This is a genomic window from Streptomyces sp. CNQ329, assembly GCF_000482585.1.
Genome location: NZ_AXVU01000019.1, coordinates 63835 through 88336, shown reverse-complemented (window position 1 = coordinate 88336; position 24502 = coordinate 63835). Strand labels below are relative to the sequence as shown.

The 24502-nt window shown below is 73.6% G+C and carries 18 protein-coding genes; 11 read left to right on the top strand and 7 right to left on the bottom strand.

Annotated features, from left to right (window positions below; translation table 11 throughout):
- Entirely contained in the window at positions 1-1218 is a 1218-nt protein-coding gene (locus I003_RS0115110) for a Gfo/Idh/MocA family protein (RefSeq protein WP_078564040.1), read from the bottom strand.
- On the bottom strand, positions 1215-2012 hold the full coding sequence (locus tag I003_RS0115105) for a DeoR/GlpR family DNA-binding transcription regulator (protein ID WP_027772290.1): 798 nt from the start codon (positions 2010-2012) through the stop codon (positions 1215-1217). Before I003_RS0115105 ends, I003_RS0115110 begins: the two co-directional genes overlap by 4 nt.
- Positions 2013-2110: 98 nt before the next feature.
- Between I003_RS0115105 and I003_RS0115100 the strand changes: the two genes are divergently transcribed.
- Complete coding sequence (locus tag I003_RS0115100; protein ID WP_027772289.1) at positions 2111-2998, top strand: sugar isomerase; 888 nt, start codon at positions 2111-2113, stop codon at positions 2996-2998.
- A 17-nt stretch (positions 2999-3015) separates the two neighbouring features.
- On the opposite strand, the gene I003_RS0115095 is transcribed toward I003_RS0115100, so the two are convergent.
- On the bottom strand, positions 3016-4677 hold the full coding sequence (locus I003_RS0115095) for an acetolactate synthase large subunit (protein WP_027772288.1): 1662 nt from the start codon (positions 4675-4677) through the stop codon (positions 3016-3018).
- Between the two features lie 200 nt (positions 4678-4877).
- Between I003_RS0115095 and I003_RS0115090 the strand changes: the two genes are divergently transcribed.
- Complete coding sequence (locus tag I003_RS0115090; RefSeq protein WP_027772287.1) at positions 4878-7115, top strand: UvrD-helicase domain-containing protein; 2238 nt, start codon at positions 4878-4880, stop codon at positions 7113-7115.
- An 87-nt stretch (positions 7116-7202) separates the two neighbouring features.
- Here I003_RS0115090 and I003_RS0115085 read toward each other — a convergent pair whose 3' ends face one another.
- Genes I003_RS0115085 through I003_RS0115070 form a run of 4 tightly spaced genes read right to left on the bottom strand, consistent with a single transcriptional unit; the run spans position 7203 to position 12717 of the window.
- Positions 7203-9644, bottom strand: coding sequence for a beta-xylosidase/alpha-l-arabinosidase (locus tag I003_RS0115085; protein WP_027772286.1), 2442 nt, complete (start codon positions 9642-9644; stop codon positions 7203-7205).
- Complete coding sequence (locus I003_RS0115080; protein WP_027772285.1) at positions 9641-10459, bottom strand: carbohydrate ABC transporter permease; 819 nt, start codon at positions 10457-10459, stop codon at positions 9641-9643. Before I003_RS0115080 ends, I003_RS0115085 begins: the two co-directional genes overlap by 4 nt.
- Positions 10459-11409: a carbohydrate ABC transporter permease gene (locus I003_RS0115075; RefSeq protein WP_027772284.1), complete on the bottom strand. Its 951-nt coding sequence runs from the start codon at positions 11407-11409 to the stop codon at positions 10459-10461. Before I003_RS0115075 ends, I003_RS0115080 begins: the two co-directional genes overlap by 1 nt.
- 6 nt (positions 11410-11415) lie before the next feature.
- The gene (locus I003_RS0115070; RefSeq protein WP_027772283.1) at positions 11416-12717 is read right to left on the bottom strand and encodes an extracellular solute-binding protein; all 1302 of its coding nucleotides are present in this window, start codon (positions 12715-12717) and stop codon (positions 11416-11418) included.
- A 141-nt stretch (positions 12718-12858) separates the two neighbouring features.
- Here I003_RS0115070 and I003_RS0115065 point away from each other — a divergent pair, with 141 nt between their 5' ends.
- The 9 genes from I003_RS0115065 (at position 12859) to I003_RS0115025 (ending at position 24459) form a co-directional block, all read left to right on the top strand.
- Positions 12859-13884, top strand: coding sequence for a LacI family DNA-binding transcriptional regulator (locus I003_RS0115065; protein WP_078564036.1), 1026 nt, complete (start codon positions 12859-12861; stop codon positions 13882-13884).
- A 191-nt stretch (positions 13885-14075) separates the two neighbouring features.
- Positions 14076-15041, top strand: coding sequence for a pectate lyase family protein (locus I003_RS0115060; RefSeq protein ID WP_027772281.1), 966 nt, complete (start codon positions 14076-14078; stop codon positions 15039-15041).
- A 292-nt stretch (positions 15042-15333) separates the two neighbouring features.
- Positions 15334-16467, top strand: coding sequence for a PQQ-dependent sugar dehydrogenase (locus tag I003_RS0115055; RefSeq protein WP_027772280.1), 1134 nt, complete (start codon positions 15334-15336; stop codon positions 16465-16467).
- Positions 16468-16564: 97 nt separating this feature from the next.
- Complete coding sequence (locus I003_RS32285; RefSeq protein WP_051368258.1) at positions 16565-17494, top strand: SDR family oxidoreductase; 930 nt, start codon at positions 16565-16567, stop codon at positions 17492-17494.
- On the top strand, positions 17491-18030 hold the full coding sequence (locus tag I003_RS0115045) for a carboxymuconolactone decarboxylase family protein (protein WP_027772279.1): 540 nt from the start codon (positions 17491-17493) through the stop codon (positions 18028-18030). The genes I003_RS32285 and I003_RS0115045 overlap by 4 nt, the downstream gene beginning before the upstream one ends.
- A 310-nt stretch (positions 18031-18340) precedes the next feature.
- On the top strand, positions 18341-19756 hold the full coding sequence (locus I003_RS0115040; RefSeq protein ID WP_027772278.1) for a sulfatase-like hydrolase/transferase: 1416 nt from the start codon (positions 18341-18343) through the stop codon (positions 19754-19756).
- Positions 19757-19793: 37 nt separating this feature from the next.
- Entirely contained in the window at positions 19794-20327 is a 534-nt protein-coding gene (locus I003_RS0115035) for a winged helix-turn-helix domain-containing protein (protein WP_027772277.1), read from the top strand.
- A 48-nt stretch (positions 20328-20375) separates the two neighbouring features.
- Positions 20376-21302 (top strand): LLM class flavin-dependent oxidoreductase, encoded by a 927-nt coding sequence (locus tag I003_RS0115030; protein ID WP_027772276.1) that lies wholly within the window; start codon positions 20376-20378, stop codon positions 21300-21302.
- 484 nt (positions 21303-21786) lie between these two features.
- Complete coding sequence (locus I003_RS0115025; protein ID WP_027772275.1) at positions 21787-24459, top strand: FAD/NAD(P)-binding protein; 2673 nt, start codon at positions 21787-21789, stop codon at positions 24457-24459.
- The last annotated feature ends 43 nt before the right edge of the window (positions 24460-24502 follow it).

Below are 24502 nucleotides of genomic sequence, written 5' to 3'. Positions count from 1 at the left end.
TCAGTGCTGGTGCGCGGGCCTGCGCTGGCCGGCCGCGAAGTACTCCGCGAGTGCGGGGTCGGGCGGCGGCACGTCGTACACCGTGCCGCCGGAGCGCAGCGAACGGGTCGCGAGCACGCCCGCGGCGACGCTCATCCGGGCGGCCAGCGGCGAGGTGTCGGTGGCGTCGCCGAGGCGGACGAACCGGCAGAACTCGGCGATGACCCGGTCGTCGGCCCGGCCGTGCGCACCGTCGGCGGCGGGCACGCGGTGGATGGCGTCCGCACCGGGGCGGTAGCCGGAGGGTCCGGTGTGCCAGACGCGGACCTCGTCGCCCGGGCGGTCGCCGAAGTTCTCCAGCCGGCCCTCGGTGCCGATGACGGTGTAGCTGCGCCAGTAGTCGGGGCTGAAGTGGCACTGCTGGTAGGCGGCGATGACGCCGTTGTCGAGGCGCATGTTCATCACGGAGACGTCCTCGACGTCCACCACGGGGTTCAGGTCGCGGCGCGCGGCGGGCGGCCAGGTGTCGTCCCGGTGCCGGCCGGCGGGGCGCGGGGTGCCGGGCGGCCGACGGGGCAGGTCGCCGTAGAGCATGAGGGCCCCGAGGGCGTGCACGCGGGTGGTGTAGCCGCCGGCGAGCCAGTGCACGACGTCGATGTCGTGGGCCGCCTTCTGCACCAGCAGCCCGGTGGTGCGGCGGCGTTCGGCGTGCCAGTCCTTGAAGTAGTAGTCACCGCCGTACGCGACGAAGTGCCGCACCCACACGGTGCGCGGCGTGCCGATGTCGCCGCGCGCGACGATGTCGCGCATCAGCCGCACGACGCCCGCGTGCCGCATGGTGTCCCCGACGTACAGCGGCGTGCCGGTCTCGTAGGCGGTGCGCAGGATCGCGTCGCACTGCTCGACGGTGATGCCGAGGGGCTTTTCGACGAAGACCGGCTTGCCGGCTTCGAGCGCGGCGCGGGCGACGGTCGCGTGGGTGTCGTCGGGGGTGGCGACGACGATCGCGTCGACGCCGTCGGTGTCCGCGGCGTCGAGCAGCCGGCGGTGGTCGGCGTAGGCGACGGCGCCGGGGAAGCGCTCGGCGACGCCCGCGCGCACCACAGGGTCGGTGTCCGCGACGGCGGCCACCACGGAGCCGACACCGGGCCGGTGGGCGGCGTCGGCGAGGTTGCCGCGCAGCCCGAGGCCGACGACCCCCAGCCGCAGGTCCGTCACGATGCTCCCGCGCCCGCTCATGCCCGCACCACGGACATCCCCTTGTCCTCGAACTCGCGCGCCTTGCCCGCCGCCCGGTCGTCCGTGACGAGCACGTCGATGTCCGCCGGCGGGCAGATCCGGGCGAAGGTGCGCACGCCGAGTTTGGTGGAGTCGGCGACCACGACGAGCTTCGCGGCCTGCGCGGCGAGCAGCGCGTTGATGCTCGCCTCGTGCTCGTCGCGGGCGCTGGCGCCGTGCTCGGCGTCCACGGCGTCGGCGCCCACGAAGGCGATGTCGAGGCGGATCTCGCGCAGGATGTGGCCGGCGAGCGGGCCGACCAGCTCGTAGGAGGACGGCATGGCCACGCCGCCGGAGACGACGACCTTCACGCTGCGCCGCACGGCCAGCTCGGCGGCGATGTTGAGCGCGTTGGTGACGACGGTGACGGCGGGCTGCCCGTCGCCGCGGCCGTCGCCCTCGTCGCCCCAGTCGGCGCGGGCGGCGAGCGCGCGGGCCACCGCGGCGGTGGTGGTACCGCCGTTGAGACCGACGACCATGCCGCGCTCGACCATCGCCGCCGCGGCCCGGCCGATGCGCTCCTTCTCGGCGGCGTCCCGCCCGGCGCGGTGGCGCAGCGGCAGGTCGTAGGCCACGTCGTTGGGCACCGCGCCGCCGCGGGTGCGGACCAGGAGCTGCTGCTCGGCGAGCTGGTCCAGATCGCGCCTGATGGTCGCCGCGGACACGGCCACCTCGACGGCCACGGCCTCCACGTCGAGCCGGCCGCGCTCGGCGAGCAGCCGCAGCAGCGCGCCGTGCCGTTCGTGCTGGTTCAACCCGAATCCTCTCACCAACGATGCTTGAAGATGCTTGGAATTCTGCCCTAGCATGCACGATTGAACAATGCTTCTCACACAGGGCGGGGCGACTGACCATGACGTACGTAGCCGCTGAGCTGGCCGATCAGCCCGCGTGCTGGCGCCGCGCGACGGAGCTGGCGGGGGTGCACGGGGCGATGCTGCCGCAGCCCGGCGAGCGGGTCGCCGCCGTCGGCTGCGGCACCTCCTACTTCATGGCGCAGGCGTACGCCGCGCTGCGCGAGGAGGCGGGCCAGGGCGAGACGGACGCCTTTCCCGCCTCGGGTTTCCCGCCGGGCCGGCGCTACGACCGGGTGCTCGCGCTGACCCGGTCCGGCACCACCACGGAGGTGCTGCGGCTGCTCGGTACGCTGGGCGGTTCGGTGCGGACCACCGCGATCGTCGCCGACGGCGGTGCGCCGGCGGCCGAGGCGGCGGGCGACACCGTGGTGCTGGACTTCGCCGACGAGCGCTCCGTGGTCCAGACGCGCTTCGCGACCACCGCGCTGACCCTGCTCCGCGCGCATCTCGGCGTGCAGCCCGCCACGGCGGTGGAGGACGCGGAGCTGGCGCTGGTCGAGCCGCTGCCGCAGGGGCTGCTGGCCGCCCGGCAGTTCACCTTCCTCGGCGCCGGCTGGACCGTGGGCCTGGCCAACGAGGCGGCGCTGAAGATGCGCGAGGCGGCGCTGGCGTGGACGGAGTCGTATCCGGCGATGGAGTACCGGCACGGCCCCATCAGCATCACCACCGCGGGCACCGCCACCTGGATGATCGGCGACGCGCCCGCGGGGCTGGAGGACGAGGTGCACTCCACCGGCGCGCTATGGGTCACCGGCGGACTCGACCCGGTGGCCGAGCTGGTCCGGGCACAGCGACTGGCGGTGACCCTGGCCGGCGCCCGCGGCCTGGACCCCGACGAGCCGCGCCACCTGACCCGCTCGGTGATCCTCAGCCCGGCGGGCTGAGGATCACCGCGGACGGTTCAGAACGGGCCCTGCAGCGCCCCGAGCCGGTCGGTCAGACGCAGGTTCTCGGTGTAGTCGACGGGGCAGGAGATGACGTCCACACCGTCGTGCGCGAGGGCGTCGCGCAGCGTGGGCAGCAGTTCGTCGGCGGACTTCACCGCGTGCCCGCGTGCGCCGAAACTCTCCGCGTACGTCACCAGGTCGGGGTTGGCGAAGCGGGTGTGGGAGTGGCGTCCCATCTCCAGCTCCATCTTCCAGGTGATGAGGCCGTACTCGTCGTCGACGAGGACGAGTACGGTCATCGGGATGCCCTCGCGGACGGCGGTCTCCAGTTCCTGGGAGTTCATCAGGAACGCGCCGTCGCCGGTCATCGCCAGCACCTGCGCGTCGGGCCGGGCGAGCTTGGCGCCGATGGCGCCGGGCACGGCGAAGCCCATGGTGGACAGGCCGTTGGAGATCAGGCAGGTGTTGGGCTCGTACGTGGGGTAGAGCCGCGCCATCCACATCTTGCCGGCGCCGGTGTCGACCAGCACCACGTCGTCGCGGCCCAGCGCCTCGCGGACGTCGGCGACGACGCGCTGCGGCGCGAGAGGGAAGGCCGGGTTGCGGCGGCCGTGGGCCAGTTCCTCGGCGAGCAGGCCGCGGATGAGCCGGCCGTCGCCGTGGAAGGTGCGGCCGACGGCTTCCGCCAGGCCGTCGAGCGAGGAGGACGGATCGCCGAGCACGCCGACCGCGACCGGGTAGTGGGAGTCCACCTCGGCCGGGAACTGGTGCAGGTGCAGGATCTTCTTGTCGCCCTCCGGGTTGATCTTGACCGGGTCGAACTCCTGCAGCTCGTAGCCGACGCAGATGAGCACGTCGGCGTTGTCGAATCCGAAGTTGGTGTAGTCGTGGCGCATGAAGCCGACGGCGCCCAGGGCGTTGGGGTGGTCGTCGGGGAAGACGCCCTTGCCGTTGAAGGTCGTCGCCACCGGGATGTCGAGCCGCTCGGAGAAGCGGACGAGGGCGTCCTTGGCGCCGGCGCGGGTGGCGCCGTGGCCGGCCAGCAGGATGGGGCGCGCGGATCCCGCCAGCACCTCCGCGGCACGCTCCAGTTGCACCGGGGACGGGGCCTCGGGGCGCGGACGGTTGATCGGCAGCGGGTTCAGCGGCGGGTCGGGAACGACACCCTCTATGTCCTCGGGCAGCGCGAGGAACACCGCGCCGGGCCGCTCGCTCTGCGCGGTCTTGAACGCCTGGCGCACCATCTCCGGCACCGCGCCCGGCGCCCGTACCTCCTGGGACCAGTCGGTGACCGGGGCGAACATCGCGGGCAGGTCGATGACCTGGTGCGACTCCTTGTGCACCCGGTCGAGACCGCCCTGCGCGGCGAGCGCCACCACCGGGGTGCTGTTGGTGTGCGCGTCGGCGACACCGAGCAGCAGATTGATGGCCCCGGGGCCGAGGGTCGCCGAGCAGACCCCCGCGCGGCCGGTGATACGGCCGTACATCTCCGCCATGAACGACGCGCCCTGCTCATGGCGCACCAGGACGTAGTCGATGGACGGTGAGGCGTTCACGGCGTCGACGAAGCGGATGTTCTCCTCACCCGGCACGCCGAAGACGTGCGTCACGCCCTCCGCCTCCAGGCAGCGCACCAGCAGGTGCGCCACGTCTTCGGGGGTGTCTGCAGTGCTCATGACCCGAGCGTAACCCGCGGGCACACGAAAAAGACTCCGCCACATTCGGTCGGAGCCTCGACACTGCTATTATGGGGAATTCTCTGCGCACATTCATGAGCGCACATTCATAAGCCATGAACTAGCGCCGGGGGAAAGCGTGATGTGGGCATTCTATCCGTGCGGGAGTTGAATTGTCAAACGAGGTGCCGAACGAGGAAATGCGGCGCGAGCAGGAATTCCTCGACCTGCTCCACCAGCGCCTCGGCGAACTGCGCGAAGGCGCGGCGGCGGGGGTCCGGGCGGCCCTGGCCCGGGACGGGGGCAACACCCTCCAGGCCAGGCTCGAACGCGACGTGCTCGTGGCCGAACAGTCGGGGCTGCTGGCCGCGTTCAACGCCGGGGAGCACGGCCTGTGCTTCGGCCGGCTGAGCTTCAGCGACGGCCGCGACCACCACATCGGCCGCATCGGCATGCGCGCCGACGACGAGGAGCGCACCCCGCTCGTCGTCGACTGGCGGGCCGAGGTGGCCCGCCCCTTCTACCTCGCCACCGGCCACACCCCGATGGGGCTGCGCCGGCGGCGGCACATCTCCACCGAGGGCCCTCGGATCACGGCCCTGCACGATGAGATCCTCGACCTCACCGACACCGAGCGCACCGGGCTGGAGGGCGCCGACGCCGACGCCGTTCTCCTCGCCGCCCTCGACGCCGCCCGCACCGGCCGCATGCACGACATCGTGCAGACCATCCAGGCCGACCAGGACCGCATCATCCGCGCCCCGCACCGCGGCGTCCTCGTCGTCGAGGGCGGGCCCGGCACCGGCAAGACCGCCGTGGCCCTGCACCGCGCCGCCTTCCTCCTCTACGCCCACCGCGAGCAGCTCGCCCGCCGCGCCGTGCTCATCGTCGGCCCGGGCCCCGCCTTCCTCGGGTACATCTCGGAGGTGCTGCCCGCGCTCGGCGAGACCGGCGTGCTGCTGGCGACCCCCGGCGAGCTGTTCCCCGGGGTCGACGCCACCGGCACCGACACCCCGGCCGCCGCCGCGGTCAAGGGCGGCACGGCGATGGCGGACGCGCTCGCCGCGTACCTGCGGGACCGGCAGCGGCTGCCCGAGTCGACGGTGGTCATCCCGCACGAGGACGGCGAACTGCACCTCGACCACTGGCTGGCCAACGCGGCCCGGACGCGCGCCCGGGACACCGAGCTGCCGCACAACGCGGCCCAGCCGCACTTCGCGTTCAACGTCATCGACGGGCTGACCCGGCAGCTCGCCGACCGCATCGGCGACGACCCGTTCGGCGACGAGAACCTGCTCGGCCCCGACGACATCGCGCAGCTCGGCAAGGCGGTGGCGGCCAACGAGGAGGTGCACGCGGCCATCGCGGAGCTGTGGCCGCTGCTGACACCCCAGGAACTGGTCGCGGACTTCCTCGCCGAGCCGGTGCATCTGCCGGAGGCGGACGCGGAGCTGATCCGCCGCACAGGCGGGCCATGGACGCCGGCCGACGTACCGCTGCTGGACGAGGCGGCGGAGCTCCTCGGGGACGACGGCCCCGCGCAGGCGGCCGCGCGGGCGCGCGCGGAGGCGGAGCGGCAGAAGCGGATCGCGTACGCGCAGGGCGTGCTGGAGATGTCGTACGGCTCGCGCACCCAGGAGTTCGAGGACCTCGACGACGACGAGGCGGAGGTGCTGGCGGCGTACGACCTCATCGACGCCGAGCGACTGGCCGAGCGTCAGGAGGAGGCCGACCACCGCACCGCGGCGGAGCGGGCGGCGGCGGACCGGACCTGGGCCTTCGGGCACATCATCGTCGACGAGGCGCAGGAGCTGTCGCCGATGGCATGGCGGCTGCTGATGCGGCGCTGCCCGACCCGGTCGATGACGCTGGTCGGCGACCCGGCCCAGACGGCGGAGCCTGGGGCGTGCGGGACGTGGGAGGCGATCCTCGGCCCGTACGTGGACAAGCGCTTCGAGCACATCACGCTGGGCGTCAACTACCGTACGCCGGCGGAGATCATGGAGGTCGCGGCCGGGGTGGCGCGGGCGGAGTACCCGGGATACGCGCCGCCGCGCTCGGTGCGCGCCACGGGCGTACGCCCCTGGGCGGAGCGCGCCGGGGAGTCCCCCGGCGCGGTGCCCGCGGCGGTCGCGGCGGCCGTGGCCCGGGAATCGGGCGGCGCGGGCCGGCTGGCGGTGATCGCCCCGGGCGAACTGCTGCCGGCGCTGGCGGCGGCGCTGCCCGACGCCGCCACGGGCGCGGCGCCGGACCTGACGCGGCCGGTGGTGCTGCTCGGGCCGCGGCAGGCGAAGGGGCTGGAGTTCGACACGGTGATCGTGGCGGAGCCGGCGCTGCTCGGGGGCAGTGATCTGTACGTGGCCCTGACCCGGGCGACACAGCGCCTCGGCGTCGTGTACGCCGAGGCGCTGCCGGCGGCGCTCGGCGGGCTCTCCTAGCACCCGGAGGTCTGCGCGCCGCACCGGACCGGGAGGAGTCCGGTGCGGCGCGCCTGCCCGGCCGGCGGCCGGGCTGTCAGAGGGCGCTCACCCGCCGTGCGCCTCGTCCTCCGGCGCGGCGGCCGGCGCGCCCGGGTCCCGCTCGGGGTCGAACTCGGCGTGCAGCCGGCGGGTGTGGTCCACGTACCGCGGCGGGCCGGTCAGGGTCACCGCCGTGATGAGCCGCGGCGCCGCGCTCGACGCCGACAGCCGCAGCTCCAGCGCGCCCGGCTCGACGACCCGGCGCCCGTCGCGGCCGGTGAACGACGCCACGTCGGCCGGCACGACCGCCCGTACCCGGCGCTCCTCGCCGGCGCGCAGCGCCACCCTGGTGTAGCCGACGAGACGCTGCACCGGCTGCACGACGGAGGCCACGGGGTCGTGCAGATAGAGCTGCACGACCTCGGTGCCGTCCCGCTCACCGGTGTTGCGGACCGTGAACGACAGGGTGAACTCGCCGTCCGTGGCGCACTCGTCGGCCGCGATCTCCAGGCCGGACCAGTCGAACGTCGTGTACGACAGCCCGTGGCCGAACGCGAACGCCGCGGTCGGGTCGACGTTGGACACCTCGTTGGCCCGGCCCAGCGGGGGCGCGAGATACGTCGTCGGCTGCGCCCCGGCGCCGCTGGGCACGCTGACGGGCAGCCGGCCCGACGGGTTCGTGCGCCCGCCGAGCACCGCGGCCACCGCCGTCGTCCCCTCCACGCCCGGGAAGAACGACTGGACGATCGCCGCCGCCTCGTCCACCGCCCGGCCCAGCGCGTACGGCCGCCCGGCCAGCAGCACGGGCACCACCGGCGTGCCGCTGTCAAGCAGGGCGTCGAGCAGGTCCTGCTGGACCCCCGGCAGCGCCACGGACTCCGCGTCGCAGCCCTCGCCGCTGGTGCCGCGGCCGAAGAGCCCGGCGCGGTCGCCCAGCGCCACGATCACGACGTCGGCCGCGCGGGCGGTCCGTACCGCCTCTTCGATGCCGTCGGTCTCCGGCCCGTCGACGGAGCAGCCCGCGGCGACGGTCACGGTGGCGTCGGGGAACTCCCGGCGCAGCGCCTCGTGGAGCGTGGGCAGGCCGATCCCGGCCGGGATCCCGGGGTGCTTCACGCCGACGTGGACGGGGAACGAGTAGCAGCCCAGGACGGCATGCGGGTCCTCGGCGTTGGGGCCGACGAGGGCGATGCGGCCCGGCCGGTGCAGCGGCAGTGTGCCGTCGTTGGAGAGCAGCACCACCGCCCGCTCGGCGACCTCGCGGGCCAGCTCACGGTTGGCGGCGGAGTCCAGGTCGACGGTGCCGCGCACCGCGTCCGGGTCCGCTGACGCGCCGCCGGCGTCGGCCAGCGCCGCCGGCACCGGCGACCAGTCGGCGTCCAGCAGCCCCAGCCGGGCCTTCTGCGTCAGCACCCGGACGAGGGCGCGGTCGACCAGGCTCTCGTCGACCCGCCCGTCGGCGATCGCCTCGAGCAGCGGCGGGCCGAAGGTCTTGACGGTCGGCAGCTCCACGTCCACCCCGGCGGCCAGCGCGGCGCCGGCGGCCGCGGCCCAGTCGCCGGCCACGCCGTGCAGCGTGCGCAGGAAGGAGATGCCGAAGTAGTCGGCCACGACGGTGCCGTCGAAGCCCCAGGTGTCGCGAAGCAGCCCGGTCAGCAGCGGCTCGTCCGCCGCCGAGGGCACGCCGTCGGTGTCGGTGTACGAACTCATCACCGACCCCACGCCGCTCTCCCGCAGCGCCATCTCGAACGGCGGTAGCAGCACGTCCGCACGCTCGCGCTCGCCGATGGCGACCGGGGCGAGGTTGCGCCCGCCGCGGGAGGCGGAGTAGCCGACGAAGTGCTTGAGCGTGGCGAGGACGCCGGCGGACTGCAGGCCCTGGATGTAGGCGGTGGCCACCGTGCCCACGAGGTACGGGTCCTCGCCGATGGTCTCCTCCACCCGGCCCCAGCGCACGTCGCGTACGACGTCCAGCACCGGCGCGAGCCCCTGGTGCACGCCCACGGCCCGCATGTCGCGGCCGATGGCCGCGGCCATCCTCCGGACCAGCGCCGGGTCGAACGTCGCGCCCCATGACAGCGGCACGGGATACGCGGTCGCACCCCAGGTCGCGAAGCCGGCGAGGCATTCCTCGTGGGCGAGGGCCGGGATGCCGAAGCGGCCGGCGGCCACGACCCGGGCCTGGGTGCGCATCAGCGACAGCGCGCCGAGCGCGGGGTCGACGGGCGCGGTACCGAAGGGCCGCGTCAACTGCCCGAGCCCGGCGGGCAGCAGCGCGTCGAGGTCGACCACCTCCTCCATCTCATGCTGGTACGGCGCCACCTCGCCGCCCTCCGCGGAGGCGCCGACCCAGACCCCGAAGAGCTGGGCGACCTTCTCCTCGACGGTCATGGCGGCGATCAGCGCCGTCACGCGGGTGCCGATGTCGTGTGCGGGGTCGTTCCACACAGGGGTGGCCGTGTCCGGGGCATCCGCCCGGGATGTCTCAACTGCCACGTTCGCGGTCACTTTCCTCCGACGCCCATGAGGCCCTGGACCAGGGCACGCCGGGCGAACAGGTAGACGAGCAGGACGGGAATCATCGACAGGACCACGGCGGCCAGCAGCCCGGGCGCGTCGATCCCGCGCTCGGTCTGGAAGTTGTAGAGGCCGAGCGTGATGACCTTGGTGCTTTCGGACTGGGTGAGGACGAGCGGGAAGAGGAAGCCGTTCCACGCCTGGAGGGCGGAGAAGACCACGATGGTGGCGAGCCCGCCCCGGGAGAGCGGGAGCACCAGTTGGAAGAACATCCGCCGGGGGGTGGCGCCGTCCATGGCCATCGCCTCGAACAGCTCCCGGGAGATGTCACGCATCACGCCGCTGAGGATGAGCGCGGAGACCGGCAGGCAGAAGGCGGCCGTGGGCAGGATGACGCCGATGAGGTTGTCGTAGAGTCCCGCCTCGCTGATGAGGTAGAACATCGGGACGATCACGGCCTGCAGGGGGATGGCGAGGCCCAGCAGGAAGAGCCGGAAGACACCGGTGGTGACGCGCCCGCGGCTGCGCACGATGGCGTACGACAGCGGCGGCACGAGCAGCAGCACGATGCCGACCACGCAGACGGTGACGAGCAGGGTGTTGAGGAAGTACCTGCCGAAGCCGGTGTCGAAGGCGCCGGTGAAGTTGTCGAAAGTGACGTCGTCGGGGAAGCCGAGCGGCCCGCCCTGGGCGAAGTCCTGCCGGGTCTGCAGCGTCGCCGTGATCATCACGTACAGCGGCAGGGCGATGAGGAAGAGCCAGACCAGCGATCCGGCGCCGGCGAGATAGTTGGGACGTCGCCTCATCACAGGCCCTCCGTGGTGCTGCGCATCTTGTCGTAGCCGGACAGCCGCACCATGATCAGCGAGATCACCGAGGCCGCCACGACGAGGACGAGCGCGATGGCCGCGCCGACGCCGTAGTTGAAGCTCTCGAAAGCCCGTTCGTACATGTAGTAGGCGCTGATGGTGGTGTCCGTGCCCGGTCCGCCCTGGGTGAGGATCAGGACGGTCTCGAAGGTGGTGAGTCCTCCGACGACCATGAGGATCGCGGAGGTCATGATCGCGTTGCGCAGCTGCGGCAGCGTGACGTGGAAGAACTGGCGGTAGCGCCCGGCCCCGTCGATCTCCGCCGCCTGGTAGAGCACGGGCGGGACGGCCCGCGCCGCGCCCTGGTAGATCAGGGTGTGGAACGGGGTGAACTGCCAGGTGCTGACGAAGGCCAGGACGCCGATCGCGGTCGCCTGCTCACCGAAGAGGTTGCCGTCTCCGAAGAGCCAGGTGGCCTCGGCCGGCACGCCGAAGTTGGGGTCCAGCAGGGCGCGCCACACGACGGAGACGGCGGTGGCGGACATCAGCAGCGGGATGAAGTAGATGGCCGAGAGCACCGCGCGGTTCTTCTGGTGACCCGCCGCCCAGACGCCGAGCATGATGCTCAGCGGCGTCTGGATCGCCACGCCGAGCGCGGTGAGCAGCAGGCTCAGCCAGATGCTCTCGATCATCACGGGGTCGTCGAGGACCTGGCGCCAGTTGTCGAGCCCGGTGAACTCCGGGTCGCCGATGCCGTCCCAGGCCATGAAGGACAGCACCGCGACCATGATCAGCGGCACCAGGGCGAAGGCGGCGAAGAACAGCGTGGCGGGGGCCGCCCAGAGGAATCCCGGGCGGCCCACGTCGGCCACGTTCGTGGTCTGCGCCCGGCGCCGCCGCTCCTTGACCGGAGCGGCGGGGCGGACGCGCGTCATCTGTGTCGTCATGGGGCGTCAGGAGGTCGGCAGGGCCTGCATGGCCGAGATGAAGCCGTCCTCGTCGAGCTGTCCGTTGAAGAACTGCTGGACGGCCTTGTGCATGTCGGTGGCGGCGGACTGCGGGTACGCCTGGTCCCAGGAGAGCTGGAAGTGCGGCGCCTTCTCGACCAGGTCGTACTGGAACTTCGAGTACTCGGGGCTGGCGGCCTCGTCGAGGTGGTCCGCGGTGTTGGTCGTGGTCGGCAGGTTGCCGATGGAGAGCTGGTCCTTGACGAAGGTCTCGGAGTACATGAGCTTCAGGAACTCGGCGATGGCCTTGGGGTGCTCGGCCTTCTTCATCACCGAGTAGTAGTTGTTGGTGTTGCCCGCGAGGTTCGCCGGGTCGCCCTTGCCTCCGTCGACGGTCGGGAAGGCGCTGTAGCCGAGGTCCTCGGCGGCGAACGTCTCGTCCAGGCTCTGCTGGGTGGAGTAGTACCAGGAGCCCATCAGCTCGAAGGCGGCCTTGCCGGTCGAGACGAGCTGCGCGGATCCGTCGTTGGTGAACTTCACCGAGTCGTACGTGTCGCCGAAGGCGCCGGCGTCGACGAGTTCGCGGATCTTGCCGAGTGCCCGGCGGCTGTCCTCGCTCCCCCACGCCTCCTTGTCGCCGTCCAGCGCCTGCTGGAACAGCTCGGGGCCGGCGATGCGGTCGTAGAGGTACTGGAACCACATCTGGGTGGGCCACATGTCGCCGCCGCCGAGCGCGATCGGGATGACGTCGGCGTCCTTGAGCTTGTCCACCGCGGCCAGCAGGTCGTCCCAGGTCTCCGGCGGCTCCACCCCGGCGTCTTCCAGCACCTTCTTGTTGTGGAAGAGCAGCACGGGCTGCGTGCCGCGCATCGGCACGCCGTACGCCTTGCCGTCCACCACCGAGGCGTCGAAGACCGAGGGCAGGAAGTTGTCCTTCAGGCCCGGGTCCTTCTTGATGAAGTCGTCGAGCGGCAGCAGCAGGTCCGCGTCGACGAACGGCTTGATGCTGCCGCCGCCCCAGTGGAAGAAGACGTCGGGAGCCTGCGGGGTGCTGATGATCGTCTGGAGCTTCTGCTGGTAGTCGGCGCCCGGGATGGTGTCCAGACGGGCCTTGACCTTGGACGTCTTGTTGAACTCGGCGACCAGCTTCTTCTCCACCTTGTTGGTGGCGTCGCCGTAGACGAGGACGGTGAACTCGTTCTTGCCGGACGCTGATCCGCCGTCGTCACCGCAGGACGCCAGCGACAGCGCGAGCCCGAGCGCGCAGCCCACGGCGAGTATGCGGGGCATCCGCCTTCGAGTCTTCATACGTATGCCTCTCGAAATTTTCGTCCCAAACACCGAAAGTCGATGTAGGGCTGGACAGTAGGCGAGCCGCCGCGGGCGGTCAACGGGGCGGCAGCCGCGCGACCAAACCGTTACCGCTGACCGTGCCTTATCCTTCGAACCATGCGTGAAGACGACGACGTGGACGGCCGTGTGACCCTGGCCGAGGTAGCGACTCGGGCCGGGGTGTCACTGTCGACGGTTTCGAAAGTTCTCAACGGGCGCTCGGACGTCTCTCGGCCCACGCGCACGAAAGTCGAGCGGCTGCTGGAGACGCACGGCTACCGCCGCCGGGCCCAGGCCGCGCCGCAGGCGCCGCTCATCGAGCTGGTCTTCCACGAGCTGGAGAGCGTCTGGGCGATGGAGCTGATCCGCGGCGTGGAGAACGTCGCCAAGCAGAACCACGCGAGCGTCGTCCTCACCGAGAGCGGTACGCGGCACGCGCCGGACCCCGACTGGATCGAGGCCGTCCTGCGGCGGCGCCCGCTGGGGGTGGTGCTGGTCTTCTCCACCCTGCCCGACCAGGTGAAGAAGCAACTGCGCTCGCGTGCCATCCCGTTCGTCATCGTCGACCCCGCGGGCGACCCCGAGCCGGACGTGCCCTCCGTCGGCTCCGCCAACTGGTCCGGCGGCATGGCCGCCACCCGCCATCTCATCGAGTGCGGCCACCGGCGGATCGCCATCATCACCGGTCCGGAGGACATGATGTGCTCCCTCGCCCGGCTCGACGGCTACCGCTCGGCGATGGCCATGGCGGGCCTGGACGTCGACCCGGCCCAGGTCCGCTACGGCGACTTCCACGTCCAGGGCGGCTTCGACCACGCCATGGACCTACTCGACGGCCCCGGCCGGCCCACCGCCGTGTTCGCCGGCAGCGACCTGCAGGCCCTCGGCGTGCTGGAGGCGGCCCGGCTGAAGGGGCTGAGCGTGCCGGACGAGCTGTCGGTCGTCGGCTACGACGACGTCCCCCTGGCCCAGTGGTCCAGCCCCGCGCTCACCACCGTCCACCAGCCGCTGCGGCAGATGGCGGAGGAGGCGGCGCAGATGCTGCTGCGCCCGCGCGAGCCGGGCAAGGGGGCGCTGCGCATGGAGCTCGCCACCAAGCTGGTGGTGCGGCAGAGCACGACGGCACCCGCGGCCGGGGCGTAGAAGGGCGCAGGAACCGGCCCTCTTCACCCCGGACCGGCCGCTGTGCCGTACGCCGTCCGGGGTTCGGCATCCGCTACCGCACTGCGACCGGCAACCTCTCGCCGTCCGGCGGCAACCCACGGCCGGAACGTGCCGCCGCCAGGCGGGCGCGCATCCCCCCACCCGCACACGTACCGGACGGAGAGCAGCTCATGCGCACACACAGGAGGAAGCCCCGCACCAAGCTCGTCGTCGCCGCCGCGACGGCCACCGCCGCCGCCACCGCCGCCCTGCTGGTCCCGGGCGCGATGGCCGACGAGCCCGCCCCGGCCGCCGCCGCGGCGATCGGCTTCGGCGCCGGCGCCACCGGCGGCGCCGGTGGACCGACCGAGAGGGTCTCGAACGCGGACGCGTTCATCGAGGCGGTGCAGAGCGACGGTCCCCGGATCGTCGAGGTCGACGGCACCATCCAGCTCGACGACATGACCAAGATCGCGTCCGACAAGACCGTCGTCGGCGTCGGGAACAACGGCCGCATCAGCGGCGGCGGCGGGCTGAACATCAGCAAGGTCAGCAACGTCATCGTGCAGAACCTGACCATCTCCGGCAGCGACGACGACAACGTCAACGTCCAGTACTCCACGGACGTCTGGCTGGACCACAACACGCTGACGGGCGCCAGCGACGGCAACCTGGACATCAAGCGCGCCTCTGACGACATCACGGTCTCGTGGAACCACTTCTACGGCCAGGACAAGAACGCACTGCTCGGCCACAGCGACGACAACGCCGGCGAGGACGCGGACGCCCTGCACGTCACGTACGCCTTCAACTGGTTCGACGGCACCAACCAGCGCAACCCGCGGGTCCGCTTCGGTGACCCGGTGCACGTACTCAACAACTACTACAACGACATCGGCTCCTACGGCGTCGCCTCCACCGAGGACGCCGGCGTGCTGATCGAGGGCAACTACTTCGAGAACACCGACGACCCGTTCCACCTCGGCGAGGCCAGCTCGGGACCGGGCTCGATCGAAGCCCGCGACAACTACTTCGACGGCTCCGGCACGGGTGAGACCGGCGGCTCCGTCTCCGGTATCCCGTACGGCTACCAGGTACAGCCCGCCCAGAGCGTCAAGGGCACGGTGACCCAGGGCGCCGGCGCCGGCAACCTCTGAGAGCCAGCGCTGCGCGCCGCGGCCCCGCCGCGGGACACGTCCTGCCCCTCCCGCGGCACCACGTCCCCCGCGGCGCGCAGCGCTTCGCCGGCGTCCACGGCCGCCGTCCGGCCCCCGGCGGGGGCCCGATACGGCGGACGGCACCCTGAACTCCCCTCCCCCGGGGCGAGGTTGCGGTATTCATCGGGAACGGCGGGCGGGTTATCCTCCTGCGCACCAGGGGCATCCCCCCGACCGTGCGAGCGCACGCACCGTCCCCCCACACCCTCAACCCCACCTCAGGAGGGTCATCATGAACGTGCGTACCATCTCGGCGATCGCCGCCGGGTTCTGCCTCGCCGTCTCCGGCGTCGCGCTGTCCGCGGCCAACGCGGACCCGCCCGCGAAGTCCGCACAGGCTGCGGTCGAGCTGACGACCGTGGCCGAGGCGCAGAACCCGAGCGCGGGCACCGCAGGACCCGACGGCACGGTCTGGATCGCCGAACGCGCCGGCACGGTCCGGGTCCTCACCGACTCCGGGCTCGGCGAGCCCGTGCTCGACCTCTCGGACGAGACGACGACGGACGGCGAGCGCGGGCTGCTCGGCATCGCCTTCGACCCGGAGTTCGCCCACTTCTACGTCTCCTTCACCGACCGGGAGGGCACCAGCACCATCGACGAGTTCGCCGTCGCCGACGGCGCACTCGACCCGGACTCCCGGCGCACCGTCCTCACCCAGGAGCAGCCCTACTCCAACCACAACGGCGGCCAGATAGCCTTCGGCCCCGACGGGATGCTGTACATCGGCCTCGGTGACGGCGGCGCCGGCGGCGACCCGCACGACCACGGCCAGAACCTCGGCACCCTGCTCGGCAAGCTGCTGCGGATCGACCCGGCCGGCGGCGACCCGTACGCCGTCCCCGAGGACAACCCCTTCGCCGGCGATGCGCAGGCGCGCGGCGAGATCTGGGCGTACGGGCTGCGCAACCCGTGGCGCTTCTCCTTCGACGCCGAGACCGGCGACCTGTGGATCGGCGACGTCGGGCAGAACAAGGTCGAGGAGATCGACCACGCCCCGGCCGCCAGCACCGGCGGCGAGAACTACGGCTGGGGCCGGATGGAGGGTACGCAGGTCTTCGACGGCGAGGAGCCGGCGAACCACGTGCCGCCGGTCCACGAGTACGACCGCAACGGGCTCGGCTGCTCGGTCACCGGCGGGTTCGTCTACCGCGGCGAGGCGATCGAGGACCTGGCCGGTCAGTATCTGTTCAGCGACTACTGCGACGGCACCGTCCGGGCGCTTCAGGTCGAGAACGGCGAGGTCACCGGCGAGACCGACCTCGGCGTCAGCGGCGGCGAGGTGATCTCCTTCGTCCAGGGCGGCGACCGCGAGCTGTACGTGCTGGACCTCGGCGGGCCGATCCAGCGGCTCGACCCGGCGGGGTAACCCGTACGGTCCCGCGGGCCGCCGCAGCGCGGCCCGCGGGCACCGGGGGGTGCAGGCCCCGTTCCGGTCGCGGACGCGGGACGTTACCGTTCGGTAGATGAAGCGACCGGGGTTCAGGGACCTGACAGGACGACGGATCTTCGTCACCGGTGCCGCGGGCGGCATCGGCCGCGCCACCGCCGCGCTTGCCGCGGATCGCGGCGCGGAGCTGTACCTCACCGATCTGGACGAGGACGGCCTGTGCACCGCCGTCGCGCGGATCCGGGCCCGGGGCGGGACCGTGCGCTACGCCGGCGCCGCCGACATCGCCGACCTCGACGCCGTACGGGCCGTGGCCGACGGCGTGCACGCCGCGGCGGGCGGGCCGATGGACATCGTGATGAACATCGCCGGGATCTCGGCGTGGGGCACGGTGGAGCATCTGGAGCACCGGCACTGGCGCGCCATGGTCGAGGTGAACCTGATGGGACCGGTGCACGTCATCGAGACCTTCCTGCCGCCGATGATCGCGGCCGGCCGCGGCGGGCACCTGGTCAACGTCTCCTCGGCGGCGGGCCTGCTCGGGCTGCCGTGGCACGCGGCGTACAGCGCGGGGAAGTTCGGGCTGCGCGGCGTCTCCGAGGTGCTGCGCTTCGACCTGCGCCGGCACGGCATCGGCGTGAGCCTGGTCTGCCCGGGAGCGGTGGACACGCCGCTCACGGAGACCGTGGAGATCGTCGGCGTGGACAAGGAGAGCAAGGCGTTCAGGCGGCTCCAGGCGGGCTTTCGCAGGCAGGCGGAGTCGCCGGAGGAGGTCGCCGAAATGATCCTCAGGGGCGTGGAGCGGAACCGCTATCTGGTGCACACCTCCGGGCGGGTACGGGCCGCGCACGGGCTTCAGCGCGCGGCGCCGCCGCTGTACGCGCTGGCGATGCGGGCGATGAACTTCGGCACCCACCGGCTGCTGCGCCGCGCGGTGCTCGCCCCGACCGCCCCGACCGCTCCGGGCGGCGATGCGGGGCCACGGGCGAAGGGGGACGCGCGGTGAGCGGGCCGCGCATCGCCCCCGGCGGACGCCGTGACGTGGGCCCGGCCACCTGGCTGCTCAGCCGCGCGGCGGGCCGCGTCGGCGGTACCCGGCCGCCCGCGCTGTTCCTCGTCCTCGGCCGGCACCGCCGGCTGTTCCGCGGCTGGCTGCGCTTCGCCGGCCGGCTGATGCCCCGGGGCACGCTGCCGCGCCGGGAGACCGAGCTGGTGATCCTGCGGGTGGCCCATCTGCGCGCCTGCGCGTACGAGTTCGAGCACCACCGCAGGCTCGGCCGCCGCGCCGGGGTGACCCCCGCCGACGTCACGCGGGTCCAGGCCGGGCCCGGGGCGGACGGCTGGACGGAGCGGGAGCGCGTGCTGCTCGCCGCCGTCGACGCACTGCACCATGACCGGGACGTCGACGACGCGCTCTGGCGGCGGCTGCGTACCCATCTGGACGAGAAGGCGGCCATCGAACTGCTGCTGCTCGCCGGGCACTACGAGATGCTCGCCACCACCATCACCGCGCTGCGCCTGGAGCCGGACCCGCCCCGCTAGCGGGCGCGCCGCAGCCCGGCCGTACCCCGGACGGGGGGGCGGCATTGATCCCTTCCACAGTTTTCCGACCAATTTTCTAGGAAAACCATTGACGCAGGCCAGAGCGGTGCGCAGGATGGAGGGCATGTCCTCGACGCGGGCGCTCCTCTTCCGTCGCAGGCACGTCGACTTCTGTCACGTGGCCAGCGCCGTCTGCCGTCACGGCTAGCCGCCGGCGGCTTCCTCCGCACCCGTGACCCGCCCGCGCCGTGGCCGTTGCCGTCCGCGCGCCGGTGGGCCGGATCCCCTGCCCTCCGTCCTCGGGAGACTCATGTCCTCCTCCCCGTCCCGCCGCGCCTTCGGCGGGCTGCTGGGCTCCGCGGCCACCGCGGCCGCCCTCGGCACCGCAGCCCCGCCCGCCGCCGCGCAGAGCGCCCAGACCTCCGAGACCCCGTTCCGCGCCGCCGTCGACCGCACGTCCCTGCGGCCCAACGTCCTCTTCATCCTCGCCGACGACCTCGGCTGGGCCGACCTCTCCAGCTACGGCTCCCCGCACATCCGCACCCCGCACCTGGACCGGCTCGCCCGCCAGGGCGTGCGGTTCACCCACGCCTACTCGGGCTCGGCGACCTGCTCGCCGACCCGCTTCTCCCTCTACACCGGCCGGCATCCCGGGCGTACGGAAGGCGGGCTCGCCGAGCCCATCGCCGACACCACCGCGGGCCTGGAGCCCGGCCACCCGACGCTGGCGTCCCTGCTGCGCGAGGCCGGGTACGACACCGCGCTCATCGGCAAGTGGCACTGCGGCTTCCTGCCGGACTACAGCCCCACGCGCTCCGGCTGGAACACCTTCTTCGGCAACTTCGGCGGCGCCCTGGAGTACTACTCCAAGCTCGGCTCCGGCGGAGAGTACGACCTGTACGAGGGCGAGGTCGAATACCGCGACCTGCGCTACTACACCAGGGTGCTCACCGAGCGGGCCGTACGGCACGTGCGCACCCGCGACGGGCAGCCGTGGCTGCTCAACCTCAACTTCACCACCCCGCACTGGCCGTGGATCGCCGAGGGCGACGAGGCGGAGAGCGCCGAGATCGTCCGCCGCATCGAGGCCGGCGACCACCGTGCCCTGTGGCACTCCGACGGCGGGTCGCTGGAGAAGTACCGCGAGATGGTCGAGGACCTCGACCGCTCCGTCGGCCAGGTGCTCGCCGCACTGCGCACGAGCGGGCAGGAGCGGGACACCCTCGTCGTCTTCGCCAGCGACAACGGCGGCGAGCGCTGGTCCCACCAGTGGCCGCTGTCCGGCGAGAAGGCGTCGCTGCAGGAGGGCGGGATACGCATCCCGCAGATCGCCCGCTGGCCCGCACGCCTCGACGGCGGCCAGGTCAGTCACGTACCGCTGTACTCCACCGACTGGACCGCCACGCTGCTGGAGCTGGCCGGCGCCCGCCCGGCCGCCTCCCACCCGCTGGACGGCCGCAGCCTGGCCGGCTACCTGCTGCGTGGCGAGGACCCGCCCGAGCGCGACCTGTTCTGGCGGGTGCGCGGCGAGCGGGCGCTGCGCCGCGGCGACTGGAAGTACTACCGCGGCAAGGACGGCGTGGACCGCCTCTTCGACCTCGCCCACGACCCGCGCGAGCGGGCCGACAAGGCATCCCTGCGGCCCGGGCTGCTGGCCCGGCTGCGTACCGCGTGGGAGGAGACGGACGCCGGCCTGCTGCCGTACCCCGCGCAGGCCGCCGGCTGACCGCCCGCCCCTCCGACAACCCGAAGGAGACCGACCGATGACCCACTCACTCCCCGCCCCGGCAGCCGGGGGCGAAGCCGCGGGCGCCGTACGCCACTTGCGCCTCGTGCGCGAGCCCGCGCGGCACGGCGAGAGCACCGCCGACGGCAAGCCGCTCGTCGGCTACGTCGTGCTCGTGCCGCCGGGCCTCGACCCCGCCGACCTCCTGGCCGAGGGCGCCGACGCCGCGCCGCTGCACCGGGTGCCGCACAGCGCGGGACCGCCGGACGCACCGCCCGGAGGCGGCCCCGTACGCATCGACGTGGAGCGCCGGGTGGCCGAAGTGGACGGGCGGCCGATGGACCTGACGTTCCTGGAGTTCGAACTGCTCGCCCATCTCGTCGCCAACCCGCGGCGGGTGCACTCGCGCGAGTCGCTGGTGACCACCGTCTGGGGCTACAGCCACGTCGGCGACGGCCGCACGGTCGACGTCCACATCGCGCGGCTGCGCCGCAAGCTCGGCGCGGCCCACCGGCACCGGATCGTGACGGTCCGGCGCATGGGCTACAAGTACGAGCCGGCCGAATCCTGACGCACGCCCCGCTCCCCTGACCTTCCGACACCGAAAGGCGTGCTCCCCATGGCCGCCCAGCTCCATCTCTCCGCAGCCCTCGACGACGCCACCGCCGACCACCGCCCCACCGGTGCCGGCGGGGCGTGCCCCCCGCCGCCCTACGCGCGCTGGACCCGGCTGGTGCACCTGGCCGAGCAGGGCGGGCTGGACTTCGTCACGCTCGACGACGCGGGCGGCCCCGAACGGCTCGACGTGCTCGCCGTGCTCGCCCGGGCCGCCGGCACCACCAGCCGTATCGGGCTGGTCCCGGCCGTCGCGGCGCTGCCCGCGGGCCGGTTCGCGCCGCTGACGTCCGCGGGAGCGCGGATCGCGGTCGACGGCCGGGCGGGCTGGCTGGTACGGACCGCGCTGCCCGGCGCCGGCCCGGCCGGCGTCCAGGTGCACTCCCTCGGTGCATACGGCACCGGTGCGCGGGGACGGCACCCCGGGGTCCGCCGGCACCTGTCCGGCGGCCGGCTGCGCAGGCCGCACCGGCCGCCGGTGGCGGTGGTGCTCGACGTGCACGGGCCCGACCGGCGCTGGGTGCAGGCCGCCCGGCACGCCGACGTGGTGCTCCTGGACGCCGAGCACCCGGCCGCCGCCCAGGTCTGCCGCGCGGCGCTCAAGCACCAGGCGGCGGACGCCGGCCGCGACCCGCAGGCGTTGCGGGTGCTGCTGCGCCTCGGGGTCGACCTCGGCCGCGGCGGCGGGCGCGGGCTGCCGCCCCGGGCGGAGACGCTGCACTTCACCGGGCCGCCGGCCGAACTGGCCGGGCTGCTGGCGGAGTGGCACGCGGAGGGGGTCGCCGACGGGTTCCACCTGCTGCCGACGCACGCCGCCACGGACCTTCTCGCGGTCGTGCACGGGCTGGTGCCGAAGCTGCGGGAGCGCGGGGTGTTCCGCTCCGGGTACCGCGGGCGGACGCTTCGCGAGCACCTGGCGCCGACCGCCTGACCGCCGGCCCCCGCGGGAGGACCGGGGCGCCGGACGCGCAGCGGCCCCGTACGGCTCAGTGAGCCGTACGGGGCCGCTGCCGTGCGGCCCGCGGCCGGCGGTGAGGCACCGGCCGGGGCGTGGTGGGGAGGCGTACGCCGGGTCGCGTACGCGCGCCGGTGACACCGGACGGACGAGCACGAGCGGCGCACAGGAACAGGGCCCTTCGCACTCCTCCGGGTTCGCGAAGGGCCCTGCCCGTCTGTGTGAAGCCCGGTACGAACGCGCGTTCTCCGCGGTCCCGTCACCGGCTCCGACCGATTCCTAGTATTCCCATCGGTGTGCTAGGAATTATGGAAGCAGTAGCCTCGTCACGTCAACTGGTGCCCGGGGGGTGGACCGGTCCCCGGGACGCGAGATCATGGACGAGTCCGTTCCCGGCTCAGCTGGAGGTACCGTGGCCGCGCCTTCGTCTCTCCCCGCCGCGGGTCCCGTCCCTCACGTGGTGGCCGTCGTGGGCGCGGGCGCCGCGGGGGCGCTGACCGCGATGCAGCTCTGCGAGACCGCGGTCCGGCGCAGCACGCCGCTGGAGCTGGTGCTGATCGACCCGGCGCCCGAGGCCGGGCGCGGCGTCGCCTATGCCACCCCCGATCCGCGGCACCGGCTGAACGTCCCGGCCGGCGGGATGAGCTGCTACCCGGACGACCCCACGCACTTCGTGCGCTGGCTGCGCGGCCACGGTGAGCCGGCCGCCTCCGCCTGCGACTTCGTCTCCCGGCACCGCTACGGCGCCTATCTGGCCGACTCCCTCGGCCAGGCCGTCATCCGCGCCCACGGCACCGTCGCGGTGAGCCGGCTGCGGACGAAGGCGACCGGGTGTACGTGGACCGCCGGCGGGCGCGCCACCTTGCGCCTCGCCGACGGCCGCACCCAGCGGGCCGACAGCGTCGTCATCGCCACCGGCCCCGCCCCCGGCCCGCGCGCCTGGGTTCCCCCGGCCCTGGGCACGAGCGACCGCTTCGTCCCCGATCCCTGGGCGCCCGGTGCCCTCGACGCGCTCGCCGGCGACGCGCACGCCGGGGACGACGTGCTGCTCGTCGGAACCGGCCTGACCGCCGTGGACACGGCGCTGAGTCTGGAGCGTTCCGGCCGCCGGGTGCACGCTGTCTCCCGCGGCGGCCAACTGCCCCGGCCGCATGCGCTGACCGCCCTGCCGCCGCTCCAGGCGGACCCCGGGCTGCCCGGCCGGTCGCTGGCCGAGCTGCGCGCGGCCGTACGCCGCCACGTGGCCGCCGCCGTCCGCGCGCACGGCGACTGGCGCCCCGCCGTGGACGGGCTGCGCCCGCTGACGCAGGCGATGTGGGCCCGCCTCTGCGACGAGGACCGGGCCGACTTCCTGGCCCGCGACGCCTCCCGCTGGAACGTCCACCGCCACCGCATGCCCCCGGCCACCGCGGAGTCCGTGCAGCGGGCCCTGGCCGCCCGCCGGCTGCGGCTCCACAGGGGCCGGGTGCGGGACGTCGCCGAACACCCGGACGGCGGCCTGGCCGTGACCCTGAGCGGCGGCCGGACGCTGCACGTCGGCTGGGTCGTCGACTGCACCGGACCGGGACTGCGCGTCGATGAGTGCGCCGACCCGCTGTGGCGGGGGCTGCTCGCGGACGGCACGGCCACACCGGGTCCGCTGGGCATCGGGGTGGCCACGGACGCCGGCCGGCTGCGCCCCGCCGGTGGCCGTTCCGCCGCGGGCCCACCACTGTTCACCCTCGGCTCCGCCCGCCGCGGCGAGCTGTGGGAGACCACCGCCGTGCCGGAGATCCGTCTCCAGGCCGCCGAGGTCGCCGCCGCCGTGCTGGAGCCGCTGCGCGAACCGGTGCGCGGCCGTCGCCGGCCCACCGACATCAACGGACTGCCCGTCTCCACGCACGCCGCTGCCGCCGCGGCGTACCGCACGGGCCTGGAGCGGCTGCTGAAGGTCCGCGCCGGCGCCGAGGCCGCGCTCGCCCGCGCCGTGGAGCTGGATCCCGGCTTCGCGCTCGGGCACGCCGCACTCGCGCTCGTCGGGCACGAGTGCGGTGCCGACGTCGACGTTCCGCGGGCGCTGGCCGAGGCCCAGCGCGCCGCGCGCGAGCGTGCGGACGAGCGCGAGCGGGCCTTCGTGGAGGTCGTCACCCGCAGGATCGCCGGCTCCGGCGGGGACGAAGCGCTGACCCGGCATCTGGCCGCGTACCCGGGTGACGCGCTGGCACTGAGCGTCGCCGTGCCGACGATCGCGTTCTCCGGGGTCACCGACCTCGACGGCGCGATGGCCCGCCGGCTCGTGGAGCGCACCACGTCCGCGTACGAGGGCCACTGGTTCCACACCTCGCTGCTGGCGTTCATGCGCCAGGACGACGGCCGCTACGACGAGGCCGGGGAGCTGGCCCGCCGGGCGCTGGCGGTGGAGCCGGCCGCGGGCCACGCGGTGCACGCCCTCGCCCACGTCCATTACGAGACCGGGGCCCACGAGCGCGGACGCGACTGGCTGGACGGCTGGATCGGCGACCAGGGCCGCGGCGCCACGCACCGGGCGCACTTCTCCTGGCACGTCGCCCTGCACGAGCTGGCGCTCGACGACCCGGACGCGGTACGGCGGCGCTGGTTCGCACAGTTGGCGCCGGGCCGGGTCAACGGGGTGCGGGCCCTGGTGGATTCGGGGTCGCTGCTGTGGCGGGCCCGGATGTCGGGGTGCTGGACGGGCGAGCAGCCGGTGGAAGGCGTGCTGGCGGCGGTCGAGCGCGAGGTCGTGGAGCGGCCCGCGACGCCGTTCACCGCCATGCACAGCGCGGTGGCGCTGACGGCCGCGGGCGACCTGGCCGCGCTGCGCCGGCTGCGCACGCACGCGGCGGGCGCGGACCCGGTGCAGCGCGAGGTCGTGGCACCGCTGTGCGACGCGCTCGAAGCGGTGGTGGAGGAGCGCTGGCCGGAGGCGGTGGCGCGGCTGGAGTCGATCCGGCCGGTGCTGCGCAAGGTCGGCGGCAGTGCGGCGCAGCGCGAAGTGGTGGAGGAGACGCTGCTGTTCGCGCTCGTGTCGGGCGGCAGATGCGAGGCGGCCCGGCGGCTGCTGGAGACCCGGCTCGACCGCCGCGACTCCCCCGCCGACCACCGCCGCCTCGCGGCCCTGCCCGGCCTGGGCTGAGGGTTCGTACGGCGGGGACGGCCGCTGCCTCCCGTCCCCCGTA